Source organism: Vibrio sp. CB1-14 (genome assembly GCF_040412085.2).
Lineage (GTDB): Bacteria > Pseudomonadota > Gammaproteobacteria > Enterobacterales > Vibrionaceae > Vibrio > Vibrio chaetopteri.
This window is the reverse complement of the sequence record NZ_CP115920.1, coordinates 39,377-57,419: the sequence shown is the minus strand read 5'-3', so window position 1 is coordinate 57,419 and position 18,043 is coordinate 39,377. Positions and strand designations below refer to the sequence as shown.

Here is an 18,043-nt window from a genome sequence, read left to right as displayed (position 1 = left end):
CCTACTGAATAACAAATTTCGTCAGCAGAACGTCGTCAATATCTCGGTTTAACTGGGTATCGGCGTAAGCCGTCATCACCGAGGCTTTCACCTCCCGCTGAAGCTGATCCAATGCATCTGCACCATGCAGATCTTCATAACGTTTTTGACTGAACAGGTTAAGCATTGCGTGTCTGACTTTTGGCATGTAGTCGTTGGCGAACTCAAGACGCTCGATGTGACGCGTTTCCAGCGCCAGCTCCAACATCACAAAGTGAGTCTGTTTTTTACCGCGCACACTGACAATCACATTGTCTAGGGCGTGAAATTTAGGACCGGCACTCGGCTTTGGCTCAGATTCCAAAAACGAAAACTGGCCATCACTTAATGTCGAGGGTGAGTTGAGGTACCACATTGCACCCGCAACTGTGCCGCCAGAGACGAGAGCACTAGTTACAACGCAGGTGGCAAAGAGTGAAAGAAACTGTTTTTTATTCATGCTGTATTCCTAAAGCGATCACACTTGGGTACTAAGCCAGTGTTCATCCGTGGAGAAGGCCGTGGCGTTATTGCTGCCAGACTCATGGCGCTCATTGGCAAAAATGGTTGAGCTTTGCTCGGGAGCTGGTTGGCCGTTGGACTCTTGTTTGTCACCGCCACCAATTTGCACATCAACGTGCATCAAACTTTGGTTTTGTAGCTCGGCGCGTAGGCGTTCTGACACTTGAACTAAGGCTTCGCGCGTGGCGGCAACGTTGGCATTGAGCTGAACGCTGAGTTTGTCGCCTTCGACACGCACCATAAGATCCAATTTACCAAGATCGGGCGGATCTAATCTGATCCGTGCTTCTTGAAGATTTTGCTGTGCTTGCAGCGTGACTCGATCATTGAGTACCTGCAGCATTTGTTCGCCCCACTTTCCTGCTTGAGGGTCGATGCGAACCGGTGCCCATTCCGTCGTCGCAGTCGCTGTGTTTACTGTGGTCGTTGGGTTGACGGAGGGTGCTCCTGCTTGTGAGCCAGTGGGTAGAGCAGCAGCGCCGTTTTGTGTTTGATTGGCACTGAGCAGATTGGCTATATCGGTTGCCAGTGATTTCCCGCTGAGCTCGGTTTGAGTCGCTGATGTTTGTAACAAGCCTGTCGGCAGAGCGGCCTCTTTTGCGGTGCTCTGAGCAGGGCTGTTAGTAAGCTGCGGGTTGACTTCACCAAAGCTGCGCTGTGAACCATTGAGCTGAGCCAGCATAGGGCTGGTGGATTTTGAGAGTGCTTCTGCATCTAGCGCAGCGTTACTTGCACCTGCAGAGCCGAACGACTGTACTGGCGGAGTGACATACTGCGTCAATAGCGCACCATCGGTAATTTCATTTTCAACTAAAGCCTCATCCAATAAAGACGCAGGTGTAGCATCCTTGTCAGAGGTTGATTTAGGCGAGAGCAGCGAGCCAAAGCCACGCACGATAGGCAGGCCATTTTCTTTGCTGTCTAGCGCTTGGCTAATCGAAGTTTGCCCTGTGCTATGGCCTTGTTTGCTGGCAGACGCGCTGCCAATGTGATTGTTCACTAATTGGTTGCTCACTAGCATGGTATTACTCCAAGGTCATCGCCAGTTGATAAGCCATGGCGCGCTCTTTTTCCGCATCACTGCTATCTAGCTTTTGTTTCAGCTTACTGGTCGCTAACGATAGCGCTTCGTAGGCGCGTAAATGCGCGCGCCGAGCACGTTCGATTTCAGGTGCTAAACGTGGGTCTTTAAGGAAAGGTCTATGGGTGTCCAAAAGCTCACGAAGCTGACCATCGTAGCGTTTGAGTGACTGCCAATCCTCGGTTTTGGCCGCCACCGTCATGCATTGGCTGAGGTGGCGAAACCGCTCGGGTGATACCTTATGCGTGCTTACCAAAGTTCTGCCATCCTTCTTTTATGTTGGTCATGACTTTTTCGACATTTTCCAATTTGTCGACATCATTGTTGACACTCGCTTGATACAGCTCCGCCTGGCAAAAATCGTAAAGTTGGTGCAAGTTAGCCGCAATTTCACCACCATTTTCGTCATCAAGGGCGCTATCTAGGCCAACAAGAATGTTCATGCACTTGGTGATGCCTTGGCCCTTTTGTTCCAAGCGATTAGCGATGATGTGGCCGCGAATACGCTCTACTTCGTCGAGCAGCCCATCAATGAGCATGACGACAAGTTGATGAGGATTGGCAGCGGCAGCCTGTGCATCTAAATCAACTTGTTGGTATGAGTCATAGCCTGAGTCCATTAACATTAGTATTCTCCTGAGGTTGAGCCGAACATACCCATGGTGCTGTTCATTTGGTTCATGATGTTGTTCATTTGGGTGTATTGGGCGAGATAGCGGTTGTACGCCATGTCATATTTTCTTTCTAAGCCCATTTGTTTGTCTTCAATCCGGCTTAGGTTTTCCTGTAGATTGTCTTTACGGCCTTGGAAAAGTCCGACGGATGACTTCAAAAACGGGTCAATGGCAGCATCAAGGGAGTCGAATAAGTTACCGTCGCCATTAAAAATGGCTTCCAGCTGCGCAGCGTTATTTTGCTGCGCTTCATCAAGCTTTTTGGTGTCTAGACTCAGTGAGCCGTCTCGCTCAAAGCTAAGGCCAATTTCTCTTAGGGAAACGCCCTCAAATGTACCGCGAAGCAGGCCGCTAACTTGGCTTTCGATCGAACGTAGAGTGGAATCGTTGGCGAGAACACCGCGCTCGGTGCTCTCTGAACCAATGGCGGTGTATTTGTCCATGGTCTCAAGCAGTGCGTTGTACGCATCAACAAAAGCGGTGACCTGCTCTTTGGTTGCTTCGCTGTCGGAGCCAACGGTTAAAGTGGTGCCTAAGGAGCCTGCGTCATGGGGTTTAGTGACGGTAAACTTGACACCTTCAATAGCGTTATCAAAGGTGTTGGATGCGCTGGTAATCGCAAGCCCAGTCTCGCCGCCTAACCTTACAATGGCATCTTTAGGCTCAGAGAGTGTGGTTAAGTTTGCGGTTTGAAATGCATCTGAGAACCATGTCCAATCTTCTGCTGTTGGTGTGTTTGAAATGCCGGCTGAGATGCTGTTATCTTTGCCTGTTTCTGTGCTAGTGAGAATGAAGTTGGTTTCACCGTTGCTTCGTACCAGTGAAGCACTCACTCCTGTGTTATCAGGGTGCTCATTTATGGCCTTAACCAAGGATTGAATTGTTGGTTCACCCGCGTCATTGACATCGAGTGTTGAGAAATCAACAACAAATTGGTCGCTGCCCACATTCAAGGTCATCTCACCGGACTTCGGCAATGCCGTGTCTGCGCTGAGGTCATTTGGCATACCGGCCACTATCTGGTGGCTACTGGCGAGCTGCTCGACGAACATCTGATAACTACCCGCAATGGCGTTGGCATCAGCTTCAGCGGTCAGGTTACCTTCATTAGATACACTGGCACTGTTTTTTACAATGCTATTGCTGCTGTTGTTCATTTCGGTAATGGCAGTGCGAAACTCGCGCAGTGCCGATTCTACGCTGCTTAGCGCGCTGAGCTGTGCCTGATAAGTATCAGCCTGCCTTTGATAACGAATTTGAAAAGGTTGAATCTCAAAGGTCGCCAATTGGGTTGCCATGGTAATTGGATCAAATGAACTCATAATCATTCCTTGCTGGGCACGGTTACGACGATATAAAGAAGTGATACAAGAAGTGTGCCTGAATTAAGTTGTTGTTTTTAAGGGTTTATGTGTTTTTGCGGAAACACCGCTTCCCATTTTAAAGGGTGTGTTTTCCTATTTGAGCTTCCGAGTTTTTGTCAGTTACGCAGTGTGTTTCGCGGATAAAAAAGCCTCCGTGAAGGAGGCTTAAAAATCGGAGTTGCTGTCACGCTTAGCCTAGAAGAGACATAGCCATGCCAGGTAGCTGCTTAGATTGAGCTAGCATCTGTGTACCCGCTTGCATCAGCATTTGGTTCTTCGTCATGTTGGCAGATTCAACGGCGAAGTCAGCGTCAGTGATACGACCTTTAGATGCAGATAGGTTCTCTGACATGTTTTGTAGGTTAGTAACTGTGTGATCTAGACGGTTGATTGTTGCACCGAACTGCGCGCGCATTTCACCAAGGTTACCAATCAGGTTACTTGCGTTTTCTGAGATGGCTTGTGTTGCAGTTTGCGCTGTAGCGTCTGACTTAAGGTCACCAATTGCACCTGCGAATGTCTTAAGGTCAGCCATTGCTGTTGATGTACCGCCGTTTGTTAGGTCAAACGTCATGCGCTCAGCATTGGTTGAACCAATTTGGAAGTCAAGAGTGCCAGTCATAACGCCAGTTGCGCCAAACAAGTTTTGACCACCAAAGTTAGTGTTATCGATGATGTTGTTCAGCTCTGCACCAAGTTGTTGGTATTCAGCATCTAGAGCATCGCGGTCTGCTTGAGTGTTAGTGCCGTTCGCTGATTGTAGAGCTAGGTCGTTCATGCGGTATGCGATGTTCGTCATCTCATCCATCGCACCTTCTGCTGTTTGTAGCATTGAGATGCCATCTTGAGCGTTACGCATTGCGACTGACATGCCGCGTGTTTGCGCTTCTAGACGGTTAGAAATTTGAAGACCTGCTGCATCATCAGCTGCAGAGTTGATGCGAAGACCAGTACTTAGACGCTCCATCGATGTGTTTAGCAGATCGTTAGTGCGGTTTAGGTTGTTTTGAGTAACTAGCGAAGCGTAGTTAGTGTGCATTGATAGAGCCATTGTGAATTCTCCTAGATTTGTCTCAATGTGGGACTATCGCCCCGCTCACTAACTAGAGGCGGTTGGTTGATTTTGAAAATTAATTGGAAATAAGAAAAAAAGCTAAGAAATTGAAAAGTAGCGATAAAACTGTGAGGTTGATTCCGGGTTTTGGGGCTAGAGCCTAGAATCTAGGCTCTATAGCGGAAGAATGGAGGGATTTATTCTTCTACCTGTCTGACGATGGCTTCAATTTCTTCATCGACAAACTCTGTCTTTGCCGACTGATACATATTGTCGATACTGGCATCAAGCAGCGCTTGCTGTTGGTCGCGTTCGGCTTGTTCTTGTGCGAGTTGGTTTTGAGCTTCGATTTGTTGATCGGCAAACTGCTCGGCCTTGGCGCGCTCGCGCTGTTTTTTACGCATTTCTGCTTTTGGGTCTTCAAAACCTTTGAAATGCACTGGAATTGGCACGTCAGATACGTAACCAAAATAGAACTTTGCACCGAGCATCTTATATTGCGACAAGGTATTTTGGCTGGTGACGCGACCGGCCACTAAGGTCGCTTTACGACGCTTGATATAGCGGATCACTGGCAGTAGCGCGCGCTTCTCGTCTTGGCTGTCGAGTGAGTTAGAAATTTTAATCATCTGTGGGTCAAATGGCGTCAGGTATTCTAAATCACTGATTGGTAGATGCACGTCAAAACAAACTTTGTGGAAGCGATCTTCAAGTCGCTCCAGCATGGCCTTAGTGGCGGGGTTGCTGGCCTCACCTGGTGTGAGGTATAGGCTCGGGATCAACATCGACATAGGCTGCTTGAAGTGTTGGCCTAACTGGTCGATAAAGTGTTTGCCTTCTGGGCGCAGCAAGGTGCAGGCGTTCATGGAAAACACGAGGTTGTTGAGTAGATCTGGATGAAAGGTCTCTAGCTCAAATTGGGTTTGCCTAACCGCCAGATACAAGGCGAACAGATCGAGTGCTGCGCGAACAGTATCCGATATGTCGAGCGCGAAAACGCTAAGGTCTTTCTTGTCACCATAACGCAAGGTGATGTACTGATACTCTATCTCGTCACTGCTGCAATACCGAATAGGCTGGCACGCATGACACACCTCATCGGCAGCCATGAGCTCGGCAAGCTTATGATCGTCATCTGTGACCGCATTGTCCTCTATCATGCGCAGCACAAAGAGGAACTGGGCCCTATAGCTACTTAAATTATCCAAGGTTTCCTACCACGTTGATTTGTTTGCTTTCAGGGATTTCGTTGTATGACAACACGGCCAATCCCTGGGAGAAGGTGCGGGCATAGCGCGCAATCAGCGGCCTTAGCTGCGGCATCACCAAGAGTATTGGTGCCAATCCTTGCTGCTTTAGCTGCTGTTGTATCAGAGGCAGATTCTGTTGGAACTGACTCAAAATATTCGGTTCAATCGGGAAGCTATCCAGAATCACATTACCATTCGCTTGAGCTTGATGCAGTGACTGCATAAGCATTTGTTCTAACTCATCGGAAAGCGCGTAAACGTTGAGCTCTTTGCGCTGGCCTGCGACGAGGTTAACCAGAGTGCGGCGCAATGCACAGCGCACGTCCGAGGCAAGCAAGATCGGCTCTTTGGTATTTTCTGCCGACTCCAACATAGTATTGGCAATGGTGCGAATGTCTTTTAGTGGTACCTGATCGAGCAGCAGTTGCCTGTACACCTTTAACTGCTGTGCTGGGTTTAAAGCTGCACCAAGAGCTTCTGCAAGCTTGGGCGCTTGTTGGGTTAAACGCAGGTTCATTGCGTCAACATCGTCGTGGGTAAATAGCTCCGCAAGATGGGATTTCATCACTTTGCTGATGTGGGTGGCAATCACGGTAGCGTCGTCCACCACTTGATAACCCATGTTGAGCGCTTTGGCTTTGTCGTTGTGCTCAATCCAAACTGCAGGCAGATGATAAGCAGGATCGCTACCCAAGATACCGTCGACTTCGCCATAGGTTTCGCCCACAGCAATCGCCATGAGGCGGTCTGGCTCGATAAAGCCTTCTTCGATGATCTCACCGTTAAGTGCAACGGTGTACTGGTTGGGTTTTAAGCTTAGATTGTCGCGAATGCGCACTTCTGGCAGCAAAAAGCCCACTTGCTCTGAAAGGTTCTTCCGTACTCCGCGAATACGCTGCAGTACCGGTGCGCCTTGCTCTTTATTCACCAAATGCACCAAACGATACCCAAGCGCGAGCGACAAACTTTGCACATGGGGAATATCATCCCAAGAGAGTGGAAGCTCGTTGTCGTTTTGCATCGCATGGCTAATGGCTTCGACTTCATCAAGCTGCGGATCATCATTGGGCGCTTTCGATTGCTTCCAGCCCGCAAAGGCTAAAACGGCGGAAAAGGTAAAGAAGGCCAAGTGTGGCATGCCTGGCACTAGACCAATAATCAACATGATCGCCGAAACGGTGTACAGCGTGGCTGGTGTTGCCAACAGCTGCTTTTGCATGGTGTCAGCCATATCGCTGTCGCTGTCATTAATGCGCGTCACAATAATGGCAGCAGCGGTCGCAAGCAGTAGCGATGGAATCTGAGCTACCAAGCCATCACCGATGGTCAGTAGGGCGTAGGTTTTAAACGCTTCCGATGCAGGCAGTCCGTGCTCAAACACACCAATGCTGATACCACCAATGATGTTGATGAACAGGATCATCAAACCGGCTACCGCATCGCCGCGCACAAACTTGGATGCACCATCCATCGAGCCATGGAAGTCCGCTTCGTTGGCGACTTCTTTACGCCTCGTGCGTGCGGACTCTTGGTCGATAAGACCCGCATTCAAGTCTGCGTCGATCGCCATTTGCTTACCCGGTAGGGCATCAAGGGTAAAGCGCGCCGATACTTCAGAAATGCGCTCACCACCTTTGGTGATCACCACAAAGTTAATGATCATCAAGATGACGAAAATTACCATACCGACCACATAGTTGCCGCCGATCACCACTTCACCAAACGCTTGAATTACCTTACCCGCAGCATCACCGCCGTTGTGGCCTTCAAGCAACACAACACGTGTCGAGGCCACGTTGAGCGTCAAACGCATCAAGGTCGCGATAAGCAATATGGTTGGGAATATAGAAAAGTCGAGTGGACGCTTCGCGGTGGTACTCACCAAAAGTACCAAAATCGCCAGTACGATGTTGAAGGTAAACAGGGCATCCAGTAGCAAAGGTGGCAATGGCAAAATCACCATGGCCAAAATCATCAGCAATACAATGGGAATGCCAATGTATCCTTTTCCTGAGCGTCTAAGTTGATGAAGACGATTCAACATATGTGTTCCTTTGTTGTTTCGAGCGCGCTAAGCAGGTTAATGCTGCAAGTGCTTAGGGATAGTAAACGACGGTAGCGGCATCGGTTTTTTACCGCTGCCGCGACGAAATGCTTTGAGCTGCATGACGTAAGTCAGTATGTGCGCCACGGCGATATAGAGCTGGCTGGGTATGGCTTGCTCTATCGCAGTGGTATGGTAAATGGCACGAGTGAGTGGCGGTGAGTTAAGTACCTCCACATTGTTTTCTCTGGCAATGCGCTGAATGTGCATTGCGGTTTCATCGATGCCTTTGGCGACCACAAATGGCGCTTCTGATAAATCATTGTCGTATTTGAGAGCGACCGCGTAGTGAGTCGGGTTGGTGATCACCACATCGGCTTTCGGTACCGCTTGGTCGATTTTGCGACGAGCGAACTGTTGCTGGATTTGGCGAATACGCTGTTTGACCTCTGGTCGACCTTCGTTGTTCTTATATTCTTCTTTGAGCTCTTGTTTGGTCATTTTGAGCTGCTTTAGGTGCTCGTAACGCTGGTAGGGAATATCAATTACCCCAAAAATCAGCAGGGCTACGCCCATCAGGAGCAAGCCTTCAAACAAGATAGTCATGACTAGGGTAATGCCCTGATTTAACGTCAGCTTTTGCATCCCAAGCAGCTGCGAAAAATTGCTGTCGAGATAGGTATAAAGCAGGGCAAAAATCACCGCGACTTTGAGTGAGGATTTAATGAGCTCAACCACTGAGCGCGAAGAGAACATGCGCTTGATGCCTGACAGTGGGTTGAGCTTACTCAGCTTTGGCTGAATATTGGCTGGTCGAAACATCCAGCCGCCCAAAATCAAACTGCTGCCAACGGAGGCAATGATGATGACGGCAAACAGCGGTAGCAACAGCTCAATGATGATCGCCAGACTTTGTCCAAGCTGCTCGAGCATTTGTTGTGGGTTTTCTAAATCGTGGCGTGTTAGCGACATATTGAAGTGAAACACCCCAGAGATGTGCTCCCAAATCCAAGGCAGTTGGCTGTAGAAAAACATCGCCACAATCAAAAATAGCACCGCAGTGGTGAACTCTTTGGCGCGGGGTATTTGGCCTTCTTGCCTCGCCTTTTTGACTTTCTGGGGCGAGGCTTTCTCGGTTTTGTCCTGGCTCGATTGCTCACTCATGCGCCGCCCACCATAAACAGGTTGAGGTAAGACAGCGTCTCGTGCACCAGCGCGGTATAGCGACTTGGGATACCGCTCACCGTGATCAAAATACTAAATAGACCCAGTAACATGGTCATGGGAAAACCAAGCGCGTAGACGTTCAAACTAGGCGCGGCGCGGTTCATGACACCAAAACTGATGTTGGCAAGCAGCATAGACACAATCGCCGGCAGCGCCAGTGCCAATGCAGATGCGAACATCCAGCCAAACAGCGAGACCAAGCTATCAAGTGAGAACACCGATAATCCGGAACCTACCGGCCAAATGACAAAGCTTTGCACCAGAATGTCGATCACCAGAAGATGGCCTTCGAGCGCCAAAAACAGCAAGGTACATAGAAGCAAAAAGATGCGACCGAGAATGGCGACCGATAGGCCATTGACCGGATCGTTCATGATGGCCATACCGAGACCCATTTGCAGTGACACTATCTGTCCCAGCATGGTGAAGATATTGAAAAATAGGTGCAGGATAAGGCCAAAGAACACGCCCCACATGGCTTGCTCAAAGGCGAGAAACAGCGACGTCATCGAGAATAAGTCGACAGCAGGCATCGCTGGCATCAGTGGTGCGGTGATCACCACTATCGATAGGGCGAGCAGCGCTCGTACCCATACCGGAATTAACGCGTCGCCGAAAAATGGCATGGCCAAAAAAGCAGCCCCAATCCTGAAAAAGGGCCACCATAATTGGCCGAGCCATTGTGAAATTTCGGCGAACGTAATTGGCATCAACCAATCATCCCTGGAATGTTGTGGAACAAGTAGTCGAATAATTCCATCAGCTTTCGAAGCATCCAGTGACCGGCGAAGATCACCATCAGCAAAGTAGCTAAAAGCTTAGGGAGAAAACTTAATGTTTGTTCTTGGATCTGTGTTGCAGCCTGAAACACCGCAATCACTAAACCAACCAAGAGTCCGGGTACCACGAGTACCATCACCATAGTGATGATGAGCCAAACGGCGTTAGAGAACAGCGCGACGGTCATTTCTGGGGTCATAGCGTGTCCTTACCCGGTACTAAAACTGGCAGACAGTGTGCCTACCGTCATCGCCCAGCCATCGACCAATACGAACACCACCAATTTAAATGGCAGTGATACAATCAGCGGCGACAGCATCATCATACCCATGGCCATCAACACGCTGGCCACGACTAAGTCGATGATCAAAAAAGGAATAAACAGCATAAAGCCAATTTGAAACGCGGTTTTTAGCTCACTGATAACAAACGCGGGGAGCACTATCGCAAACGAGATTTCTTCAACATTAGAGTCAACGGGTTCATTGGCAATGCGCAACATTTGTTCAAGCGAGTTGCGCTGGGTCTGCGCCAACATAAAGTGACGAACCGGCTTTTCTGCGGTTGAGAACGCTTGCATCAAAGTGATTTCACCCTGGTCGTAGGGCAAAAACGCATTCTCATACACATCGCTCCAGACAGGTCGCATGATGAGAATACTCAAACACAGGGCAATACCAATCAGCACTCGGTTGGGCGGGCTTTGCTGTAAGCCGAGAGCCTGACGCAAGATGGCCAACACAACAATGATGCGCGTGAAGCTGGTGGCCATCAGCAAGAATGCTGGCAGAAAGCTCAGTGCTGTCATTAGCAGCAAAATTTGCAGCTTAACGCTGTACTCTTGCTCCGACTGACCATCGTTGACGGTCAAAAAAGTCAGTCCATTCTCAGCCCAGGCAGGCTGGCTGCTGACCAATAGCAGCACGCCAATCACAAAGATCGAGGCGAGTGCGCGCCATCTTGACGTAGGAATTGTCTGAGTGCGTAAACTCAACATGCTAGGCTACTTACCCATGGAGGTGAGAGCCGATTCCACCACGTCGATAAGACGTAGACCGTACTTATCATTGACGACCACAACTTCAGCATGTCCCATTAGGGAGCCGTTCACTTTCACATCCAGTGGTTCACCGTTAAGTTTATCTAACTCAATAATGCTGCCTTCTCCTGCAGTCATGAGATCGCCAAGGGCAACCTCTTTGCTGGCGACTTCCAGCGTCACGGTAACAGGAATGTTTTTGAAAAAATCCAGATTGCGTGTCGCGGTGTTCGGCGCGGCAGCAACTGGCGTATCGGTATCGAAATCTTCCAGTTCAAAATCATCGAACTGTAAATCGTTGCTATCGAAAGCCGTCTGATCTAGCGATTCGCTCATCGGTGGGTTTCCTTATCTTCGTTTAAAATCAGTACCAGTTGGCCGTCTTGTTCGGCGACTCGACCCGTAAACAGCGTTTGTTTGCCGATGTTAACTGGGGCGTGGTTAAGTAATTCGATGGGTAGAATGTCGTCTGGCTTGAGATCGAGTACCTGAGTCAGTGGCATGACATTCTTGCTAAGCTGCACATTCAGTTTGACTGGCGTGGTGTGCAGTGCCTGACAAAATTCGCTGGCAAGCTCTGGGTTGGCCGTAAGCTCAAGTTCGCTGACCAAGGTCTGAATCAGATCGCTATCCAACACCATGGTTAGGGGCGCCTGCTTATTTTGCATTTGAATAGTGAGGGTGGCGACAATGCCAATCCCAGTTAGGGTTTCGAGTTCTTGCGTTTGCCAAGTGTCATTTGGGGCAATCCAGTTCGCTACATGTTTGCTAATGCGTTGCAGCAAACGAACATCGCTGTTGGTGAGCTCAGCTTGACTGCGCTCGATGCCTGCACCGTAGAATTCATCGGAGAGTCTCATGAGCATCATAGGCTCAACAGAGACATACAACGCGCCTTGATTGGCGTGCTTTTGCGCTGCGCAGTTGCGGCTATCAAGTAGATTTGCACCTAGCGTACTGAGCTGAATGTCAGTCAGTTCGACATGAATGTTAGGCGTTTTTAACCAAGCTTGAAGCTCATTGGTTAAATATTGCTGTGAGCTATTAATAATCGACTCAAGCTTATTTTTGATGATATGAATAGGCTTGCCTAATAATTCAACATTTAGTGCTTGAACAGAATCTGGTTCGGTTACAATTTGTTCATCCATATTCATCTTAAATCTCTTGACTGATTTACCTGTTGTAAATGACACGCTAATTGGCGTTAACAATGTCATTTTTCGTCAGTCTACTCTGGTTTTTTTAGTTGTTTTTAGCCTTTGAATGTAAATATGTGAACTTGGTTCATATGTTTGTTATCACTTAATAAACCATCTTTAAATATAAAATAAATGCAGGTAGCTTAATCGCATAATAATTATATCTAGGCGTTTAATACGCCAGGTAAATAGCCTACGTACCGCGTAGGCTATCAGTGTCAGAATGAGTAATTTACCTAAATTTATGTTTTATAAGCACTTGGCTGATGGCGTTCAAGCGATGTGGCTTATATGACACTAGGTTTGTATATGTCAGCAACATAAACATTAGATGGGTGGCAATATGAATTCTCGGGCAGGGAAGAATAGGCTCTCTTTATTATTGGCTAGTTTTACTGAGTCAAGGGACTGTAAAATACACTTTCAAGCTAAAGTTGTTAATAAATTGTTTGTGCTACTTGTTTCTAGCAGCTTTGTTTTTGGGACTAACCTCGCATTTGGCGCTGACGTTAATATACCTATGGATTTGGTTAATTGGCAGTCCAAAGACGGTGAATTTGAGTGCCAACTTGAACATCAGTTGCCAAATAATATGGGGAAGTTTTACTTCCACGCGGAACCAAATAATCCGCTTTCCGCTGTTCTGTATTTACCTAATAAACCTATTCAACAAGCCGAACTATTTCAGCTGACTGCGCCTTGGCAAACTCCGGCACAACACAGCATGGTCGATAGAGCGGCAAAAACCACCAAGGGCTATGCGATTTTCGATGTTGGTATTGAATCGCTACTCGGTGCAGTGAGCAAAGGTGCTTGGGTTCGAGTCAGTGCCATGTCGGGTGCGCAAACGCACAGTGACGCTTACGTATTGCCATCGACTCGCATTGAGTCTGCGTTTATTCGATTCAACGCCTGCCGGATTGCCTTACCAGAAATGAGCTATCAGCAAGCACGCGACGTGGTGCTGAACTTTGAATTTGGTCAGCGTGTGGTATCGAGCGAACAACGTCGTACCTTGGAATCTCTGGTGAGCTATCTCACTGCCGATCAGAGCGTGTCTAAAGTGTTGGTCGATGGGCATACCGACAACGTAGGCAGTACCACTAGTAATTTACAGATGTCTCGTGTGCGAGCTGATGATGTGGCCAGCACTTTGATGGAGCTTGGCGCACCAAAGTCGCTTATCGAAGTCCGTGCTCATGGAGCTCGTTATCCAGTGAGCACCAACGATACCGAATTTGGCCAAGCGAAAAACCGCCGCGTTACTGTGCGCGTAGTCAGACACGATTCTTCACAATCAGCGTCTTCAATGGATCAGAAGACAGAGGTGCAATAAATGCCAACTCAGCTAATGCATAAGGATATTCTCTTCGTTGAGCCTTGCGACATCAATGCCGCGCCAATAATCGACTTGCTTACAGAGCAGGGCTTTAGTGTGACGCATGTGAAAACAGGCCGTGCGGCACTGCTCCAGGATAAAGCCACCATCAGCTTAATCAGCTCGGCGCTGCCGGACATGAGTGTTCGTGAATGGATCGCTTGTCATCAACGTAAGTCCAATCCGGGTGTAGCGATTGCCATTGTTGAACAAGACCAAGGGATTTTGGCTGCGGAAGCGATGAAAGCGGGTGCGACGGATTACCTATTACGTCCATTTGAAGGCGCGCAGCTGCTTAGTCTTATTCAGCGCGTGGAAGCGCTGGAAAAACCGATGGCTAACATCGTGGCGGAATCATGGCGCAGTAAACAAGTACTACAACTGGCGCATCGTGCCGCTTGTACTAGTGCTAGTGTATTGGTCACTGGAGAGTCGGGTACCGGTAAAGAAGTATTGGCTCGCTATGTTCACGATCAATCTCCGCGCAGCAATCAGCCTTTTGTAGCAGTGAACTGCGCGGCGATCCCAGAATCGATGCTAGAAGCGGTGCTGTTTGGTCACGTTAAAGGTGCCTTTACCGGAGCGACAGGCTCTCAGTCGGGTAAGTTTGAAGAGGCCAACGGAGGCACTATCTTGCTCGATGAAATTGGTGAAATGTCACCAGCTGTACAAGCTAAGTTACTGCGTGTGCTTCAAGAGCGCGAGGTTGAGCGTGTCGGTAGCCACAAAGCGATCGCTTTAGATATTCGTGTGATTGCCGCGACTAACAAAGACCTGCGTGAGGAAGTGCGCAAAGGTCAATTCCGAGAAGATCTCTATTACCGCTTAGATGTGCTGCCACTGCACTGGCCACCACTGCGTGATCGCAAAGAAGACATCTTGCCGATCAGCCAATTCTTCATCAACAAATACAAAGAGCATAGCAATTGCCATTTATCGGCGGATGCCGAGCAAGCGCTGTGTCACTACCACTGGCCAGGTAATATCCGTGAGCTTGAAAATGTCATTCAGCGCGCCTTAGTCATGCGCCACGGCGACTACATTACTGCGCACGATTTGATGCTGCCAGTCGAACTGCCAACGGCGAGCGTCGCTATCCATCAAGGGATGGGAAAACAAGGTATGGGGCATGTGGAAGTGAAAAAGCAGGCCGAGTTCCAGTTTATTCTCGAAAAGTTGCGCCAATTTGGCGGTAACCGCACTAAAACGGCGGATGCGCTTGGGGTAACCACACGTGCACTGCGCTACAAGCTAGCCGCGATGCGCGAGCAAGGAATTGATTTACAGTCAGCCATCGGCTCGGCTGCATAAAGGAGAAATTAGATGGCGATGCAACCTATCAATAATGCCGTATCTGCAGAGCAGTTGATGCTGACCAAGATGCAAGCGATGCAGCAGCAAGTTCAACCGGACTTTATGGTGACCAACAATCCAATGGACACTCAAAAGGTCAATCAACCGTTGGCATTTTCTGGTGCGATGAAAAACGTTTTGGATATGGTCAATGAGCACCAATCGCTAGCGTCGAAGAAAATGACGGCGGTGGAAACGGGTCAAAGTGATGACTTGGTGGGCGCGATGATCGCCAGTCAAAAAGCCAGCTTGTCGTTCTCGGCACTGATGCAGGTTCGCAACAAGGTTGTGGCGTCATTTGAAGATGTCATGAAGATGCCGGTGTAACCTATGTCTGAATTAGCCCCTCAAACGGCGACCATGCCGGGCTCTATTGATGTCGCGCCTAAGTCGGCATCCAAAACAGATGATGTTCAAGCCAGACTGAAAAAACTGTGGTCAAGCTCGCAGCGCAACCTTGTATTGTCTGCTGTGTTGGCAGCGATTGTTGCGGCGATCATTGTCGTCGCGTTATGGAGTTCATCGCAAAGCTATCGTCCGCTGTATAGCCAGCAAGAGCGTTTTGATATTGGCGAAATTGTCTCGGTGTTGGAGTCGGAAGGTATCGCTTATCGTCTTCAAGAGCAAAACGGCCAAGTGCTTGTTGCCGAAGGGCAAGTTGCCAAGATTCGCATGCTACTTGCAGCGAAAGGCGTTAAAGCTCAGTTGCCAACAGGTCTGGACTCTCTTAAGGAAGACAGCTCACTCGGTACCAGCCAATTTATGGAAAACGCGCGCTATCGTCATGGTTTGGAAGGGGAGTTGGTTCGAACTATTATCTCTCTTAATGCCATCTCCAATGCTCGTGTGCATTTAGCCATTCCAAGACAAACCCTGTTTGTGCGCCAGCAAGGTGAAGATCCTTCGGCGTCGGTGATGATTGAGCTAAAACCGGGTGAAGATCTCAAGCCGGATCAAGTGGAAGCGATCATCAATTTGGTGGTGGGCAGTGTCACTGGGATGAAGTCTGAATCGGTATCGGTTATCGACCAATACGGCCGCTTGCTCAGTGCTGATGTTGCTTCGGCGGCAACCGGTAAGGTGAATGCGAAATATCTGGAGTATCAAAAGAACGTTGAGAAGCAGATCATCCAGCGCGCGGCGGACATGTTAACGCCGATTGTCGGGCCAAGTAACTTCCGTGTCCAAGTGGCGGCGGATATGGACTTCAGTCAAGTTGAAGAGACTCAAGAAATTCTCGATTCCAACCCGGTGGTACGTAACGAGCACAGCATTCAGAATAACACGGTTGATAAGATTGCTCTCGGTATCCCTGGCTCTTTGAGTAACCAACCGCCAGTCACGGGTGAAGTGCCAACCAACGACAGTCAAAATACCAACGCACGTAGTGAGCTGAATCGTCAGTATGCGGTCGGTAGTAGCGTTCGTCGCACTCAGTACCAACAAGGTCAAATCGATAAGTTAAGTGTTTCTGTTCTACTTAACGAGACCGCGGCGCCAAATGGCACAGCCTGGACACCGGCAGAGCGTGCACAAATTTCTACCATGATCACCGATGCAGTGGGCATCTCTACCGAGCGTGGCGATAGTTTGAGTTTGATGAGCTTTAATTTCACGCCAATCGAGATTGAAGCGCCGCCAGCGATGCCTTGGTGGCAAGATCCGACGGTTCAGCAGCCACTGCGCTACGTGATTGGCGGCATGCTTGGCATGGCAATGATCTTCTTTGTGCTGCGTCCACTGATCATGCATTTAACCGGTGCAGACAGACGTGGGCATGAACTGGAGTTTGCGGAGCCTCAAGAAGAAGAGTACCAAGAAAACATTCAAACTCGCGAAGAGCGTGAGCGCGAAGAACGTCTCAACCGCAAGCTAACGGAGCGCGGAATTGAGTCGACATCGTCCGGACTTGATGCGAGCAGCGATATGTTGCCACCGCCGGGATCACCGCTTGAACTGCAATTGAAACATCTACAACTTATCGCGACCGAAGAGCCGGAGCGCGTGGCCGAAGTCCTTAAACAATGGGTAAACGTCAATGAAAACAGCACAGTCAACGCCAGCAACGCTTAGTCACGTCGAACGCACGGCATTGGTGCTGCTCGGCATGGGAGAAGATGCCGCCGCACAGGTATTGCGTCACTTCTCTCGTGATGAAACTCAGCGCGTCACTAAAGCCATGGCAAAGCTCAGTGGCATCAAGAGTGACAGTGCGAAAAATGTTATTCAGCACTTCTTTGACGACTTTAGGCAACACAGTGGCATTCGCGGCGCATCAAAAGAGTATCTGTCGAATACGCTGCGCAAAGCTCTGGGTAACGATTTGGCTAAAGGCCTTCTGAATAACCTATACGGCGATGAAATTCGCAACAACATGCAGAGGCTGCAATGGGTTGAAGCTGAAGTACTGGCGCGCTTTGTTGCCAGCGAACACCCACAAATGCAGGCGATTTTCTTAGCTTACTTGCCACCAGAAACCTCATCGCAAGTACTGAACCATTTGCCATCGGACTACCATGATGAGCTGCTGTATCGCATTGCCACATTGCAAGATATTGACCACCAAGTGGTGGGCGATCTGAATGAGCTGATTGAGCGCTGCATCGAGCAAGTCTCGGTGAGTCAAAGTGCGCCTATGTCTGGCGTGAAGCAGGTGGCCGATATCATTAACCGCTTCTCTGGCGACCGCGCGATGTTGATGGAAATGCTCAAGCTGCATGATGAGAAAGTGGTGAGCGAAATTGAAGAGAACATGTTCGACTTTATGGTGCTTGGCAGACAGCGTGAAGACACCATGGATGCCTTGGTACAACAGGTGCCTGTTGAGCTATGGTCTGTCGCACTGAAAGGCGCGGAAATTACCTTGCAGCAAGCGATCAAAGCCTCGATGCCGCAGCGTATGGTCAAAGCGCTAGAAGATGACATGCAACTGCGCGGCGCCGTACCGCTGAGCACGGTGGAGCGTGCCCGCAATGAGATCATGCAAATCATCAAAGAGATGTCGGAAGCTGGTGAGATTGAACTCACTCTGTATCAAGAGCAGACGGTGGAGTAATC

19 protein-coding genes are annotated in these 18,043 nt (G+C 49.1%); 5 read left to right on the top strand and 14 right to left on the bottom strand.

Annotation, left to right across the window (positions count from 1 at the left end):
* Position 1: 1 nt before the first annotated feature.
* The 14 genes from PG915_RS00260 to PG915_RS00195 all read right to left on the bottom strand — a co-directional run bounded on the left by PG915_RS00260 (position 2) and on the right by PG915_RS00195 (position 12,204).
* Complete coding sequence (locus PG915_RS00260; RefSeq protein WP_353497405.1) at positions 2-478, bottom strand: flagellar basal body-associated FliL family protein; 477 nt, start codon at positions 476-478, stop codon at positions 2-4.
* A gap of 18 nt (positions 479-496) precedes the next feature.
* The gene (locus PG915_RS00255) at positions 497-1,561 is read right to left on the bottom strand and encodes a flagellar hook-length control protein FliK (protein WP_353497404.1); all 1,065 of its coding nucleotides are present in this window, start codon (positions 1,559-1,561) and stop codon (positions 497-499) included.
* Positions 1,562-1,565: 4 nt separating this feature from the next.
* Positions 1,566-1,877, bottom strand: coding sequence for a LafD (locus tag PG915_RS00250; RefSeq protein WP_353497403.1), 312 nt, complete (start codon positions 1,875-1,877; stop codon positions 1,566-1,568).
* Entirely contained in the window at positions 1,861-2,247 is a 387-nt protein-coding gene (gene fliS, locus PG915_RS00245; RefSeq protein ID WP_353497402.1) for a flagellar export chaperone FliS, read from the bottom strand. The genes PG915_RS00250 and fliS overlap by 17 nt, the downstream gene beginning before the upstream one ends.
* Positions 2,247-3,617, bottom strand: coding sequence for a flagellar filament capping protein FliD (gene fliD / locus PG915_RS00240; RefSeq protein ID WP_353497401.1), 1,371 nt, complete (start codon positions 3,615-3,617; stop codon positions 2,247-2,249). Before fliD ends, fliS begins: the two co-directional genes overlap by 1 nt.
* 232 nt (positions 3,618-3,849) lie before the next feature.
* Complete coding sequence (gene lafA, locus PG915_RS00235) at positions 3,850-4,710, bottom strand: lateral flagellin LafA (RefSeq protein ID WP_353497400.1); 861 nt, start codon at positions 4,708-4,710, stop codon at positions 3,850-3,852.
* A gap of 200 nt (positions 4,711-4,910) precedes the next feature.
* Positions 4,911-5,873: a diguanylate phosphodiesterase gene (locus tag PG915_RS00230; protein ID WP_353497399.1), complete on the bottom strand. Its 963-nt coding sequence runs from the start codon at positions 5,871-5,873 to the stop codon at positions 4,911-4,913.
* Between the two features lie 40 nt (positions 5,874-5,913).
* Complete coding sequence (gene flhA, locus PG915_RS00225; protein WP_353497398.1) at positions 5,914-8,007, bottom strand: flagellar biosynthesis protein FlhA; 2,094 nt, start codon at positions 8,005-8,007, stop codon at positions 5,914-5,916.
* Positions 8,008-8,043: 36 nt separating this feature from the next.
* Positions 8,044-9,171: a flagellar biosynthesis protein FlhB gene (gene flhB / locus PG915_RS00220; RefSeq protein ID WP_353497397.1), complete on the bottom strand. Its 1,128-nt coding sequence runs from the start codon at positions 9,169-9,171 to the stop codon at positions 8,044-8,046.
* Complete coding sequence (gene fliR, locus PG915_RS00215) at positions 9,168-9,944, bottom strand: flagellar biosynthetic protein FliR (protein WP_353497396.1); 777 nt, start codon at positions 9,942-9,944, stop codon at positions 9,168-9,170. Before fliR ends, flhB begins: the two co-directional genes overlap by 4 nt.
* A complete protein-coding gene (gene fliQ / locus PG915_RS00210) occupies positions 9,944-10,213 on the bottom strand; it encodes a flagellar biosynthesis protein FliQ (protein WP_112461405.1) in 270 nt (89 codons plus the stop codon). The genes fliR and fliQ overlap by 1 nt, the downstream gene beginning before the upstream one ends.
* A gap of 9 nt (positions 10,214-10,222) precedes the next feature.
* Positions 10,223-11,011, bottom strand: coding sequence for a flagellar type III secretion system pore protein FliP (gene fliP / locus PG915_RS00205; RefSeq protein ID WP_353497395.1), 789 nt, complete (start codon positions 11,009-11,011; stop codon positions 10,223-10,225).
* Between the two features lie 6 nt (positions 11,012-11,017).
* On the bottom strand, positions 11,018-11,389 hold the full coding sequence (fliN, locus tag PG915_RS00200) for a flagellar motor switch protein FliN (RefSeq protein WP_353497394.1): 372 nt from the start codon (positions 11,387-11,389) through the stop codon (positions 11,018-11,020).
* On the bottom strand, positions 11,386-12,204 hold the full coding sequence (locus PG915_RS00195; RefSeq protein ID WP_353497393.1) for a FliM/FliN family flagellar motor switch protein: 819 nt from the start codon (positions 12,202-12,204) through the stop codon (positions 11,386-11,388). The genes fliN and PG915_RS00195 overlap by 4 nt, the downstream gene beginning before the upstream one ends.
* A 571-nt stretch (positions 12,205-12,775) precedes the next feature.
* On the opposite strand from PG915_RS00195, the gene PG915_RS00190 reads away from it, so the two are divergent.
* Genes PG915_RS00190 through PG915_RS00170 form a run of 5 tightly spaced genes read left to right on the top strand, consistent with a single transcriptional unit; the run spans position 12,776 to position 18,041 of the window.
* Entirely contained in the window at positions 12,776-13,591 is an 816-nt protein-coding gene (locus PG915_RS00190; protein ID WP_353497392.1) for an OmpA family protein, read from the top strand.
* Between the two features lie 15 nt (positions 13,592-13,606).
* Positions 13,607-14,944 (top strand): sigma-54 dependent transcriptional regulator, encoded by a 1,338-nt coding sequence (locus PG915_RS00185; RefSeq protein WP_418642302.1) that lies wholly within the window; start codon positions 13,607-13,609, stop codon positions 14,942-14,944.
* Positions 14,945-14,956: 12 nt separating this feature from the next.
* Entirely contained in the window at positions 14,957-15,313 is a 357-nt protein-coding gene (gene fliE / locus PG915_RS00180) for a flagellar hook-basal body complex protein FliE (protein WP_042502074.1), read from the top strand.
* A 3-nt stretch (positions 15,314-15,316) separates the two neighbouring features.
* Positions 15,317-17,059: a flagellar basal-body MS-ring/collar protein FliF gene (gene fliF, locus PG915_RS00175; RefSeq protein ID WP_353497390.1), complete on the top strand. Its 1,743-nt coding sequence runs from the start codon at positions 15,317-15,319 to the stop codon at positions 17,057-17,059.
* On the top strand, positions 17,025-18,041 hold the full coding sequence (locus PG915_RS00170; RefSeq protein WP_112461401.1) for a flagellar motor switch protein FliG: 1,017 nt from the start codon (positions 17,025-17,027) through the stop codon (positions 18,039-18,041). The genes fliF and PG915_RS00170 overlap by 35 nt, the downstream gene beginning before the upstream one ends.
* Positions 18,042-18,043: the final 2 nt, after the last annotated feature.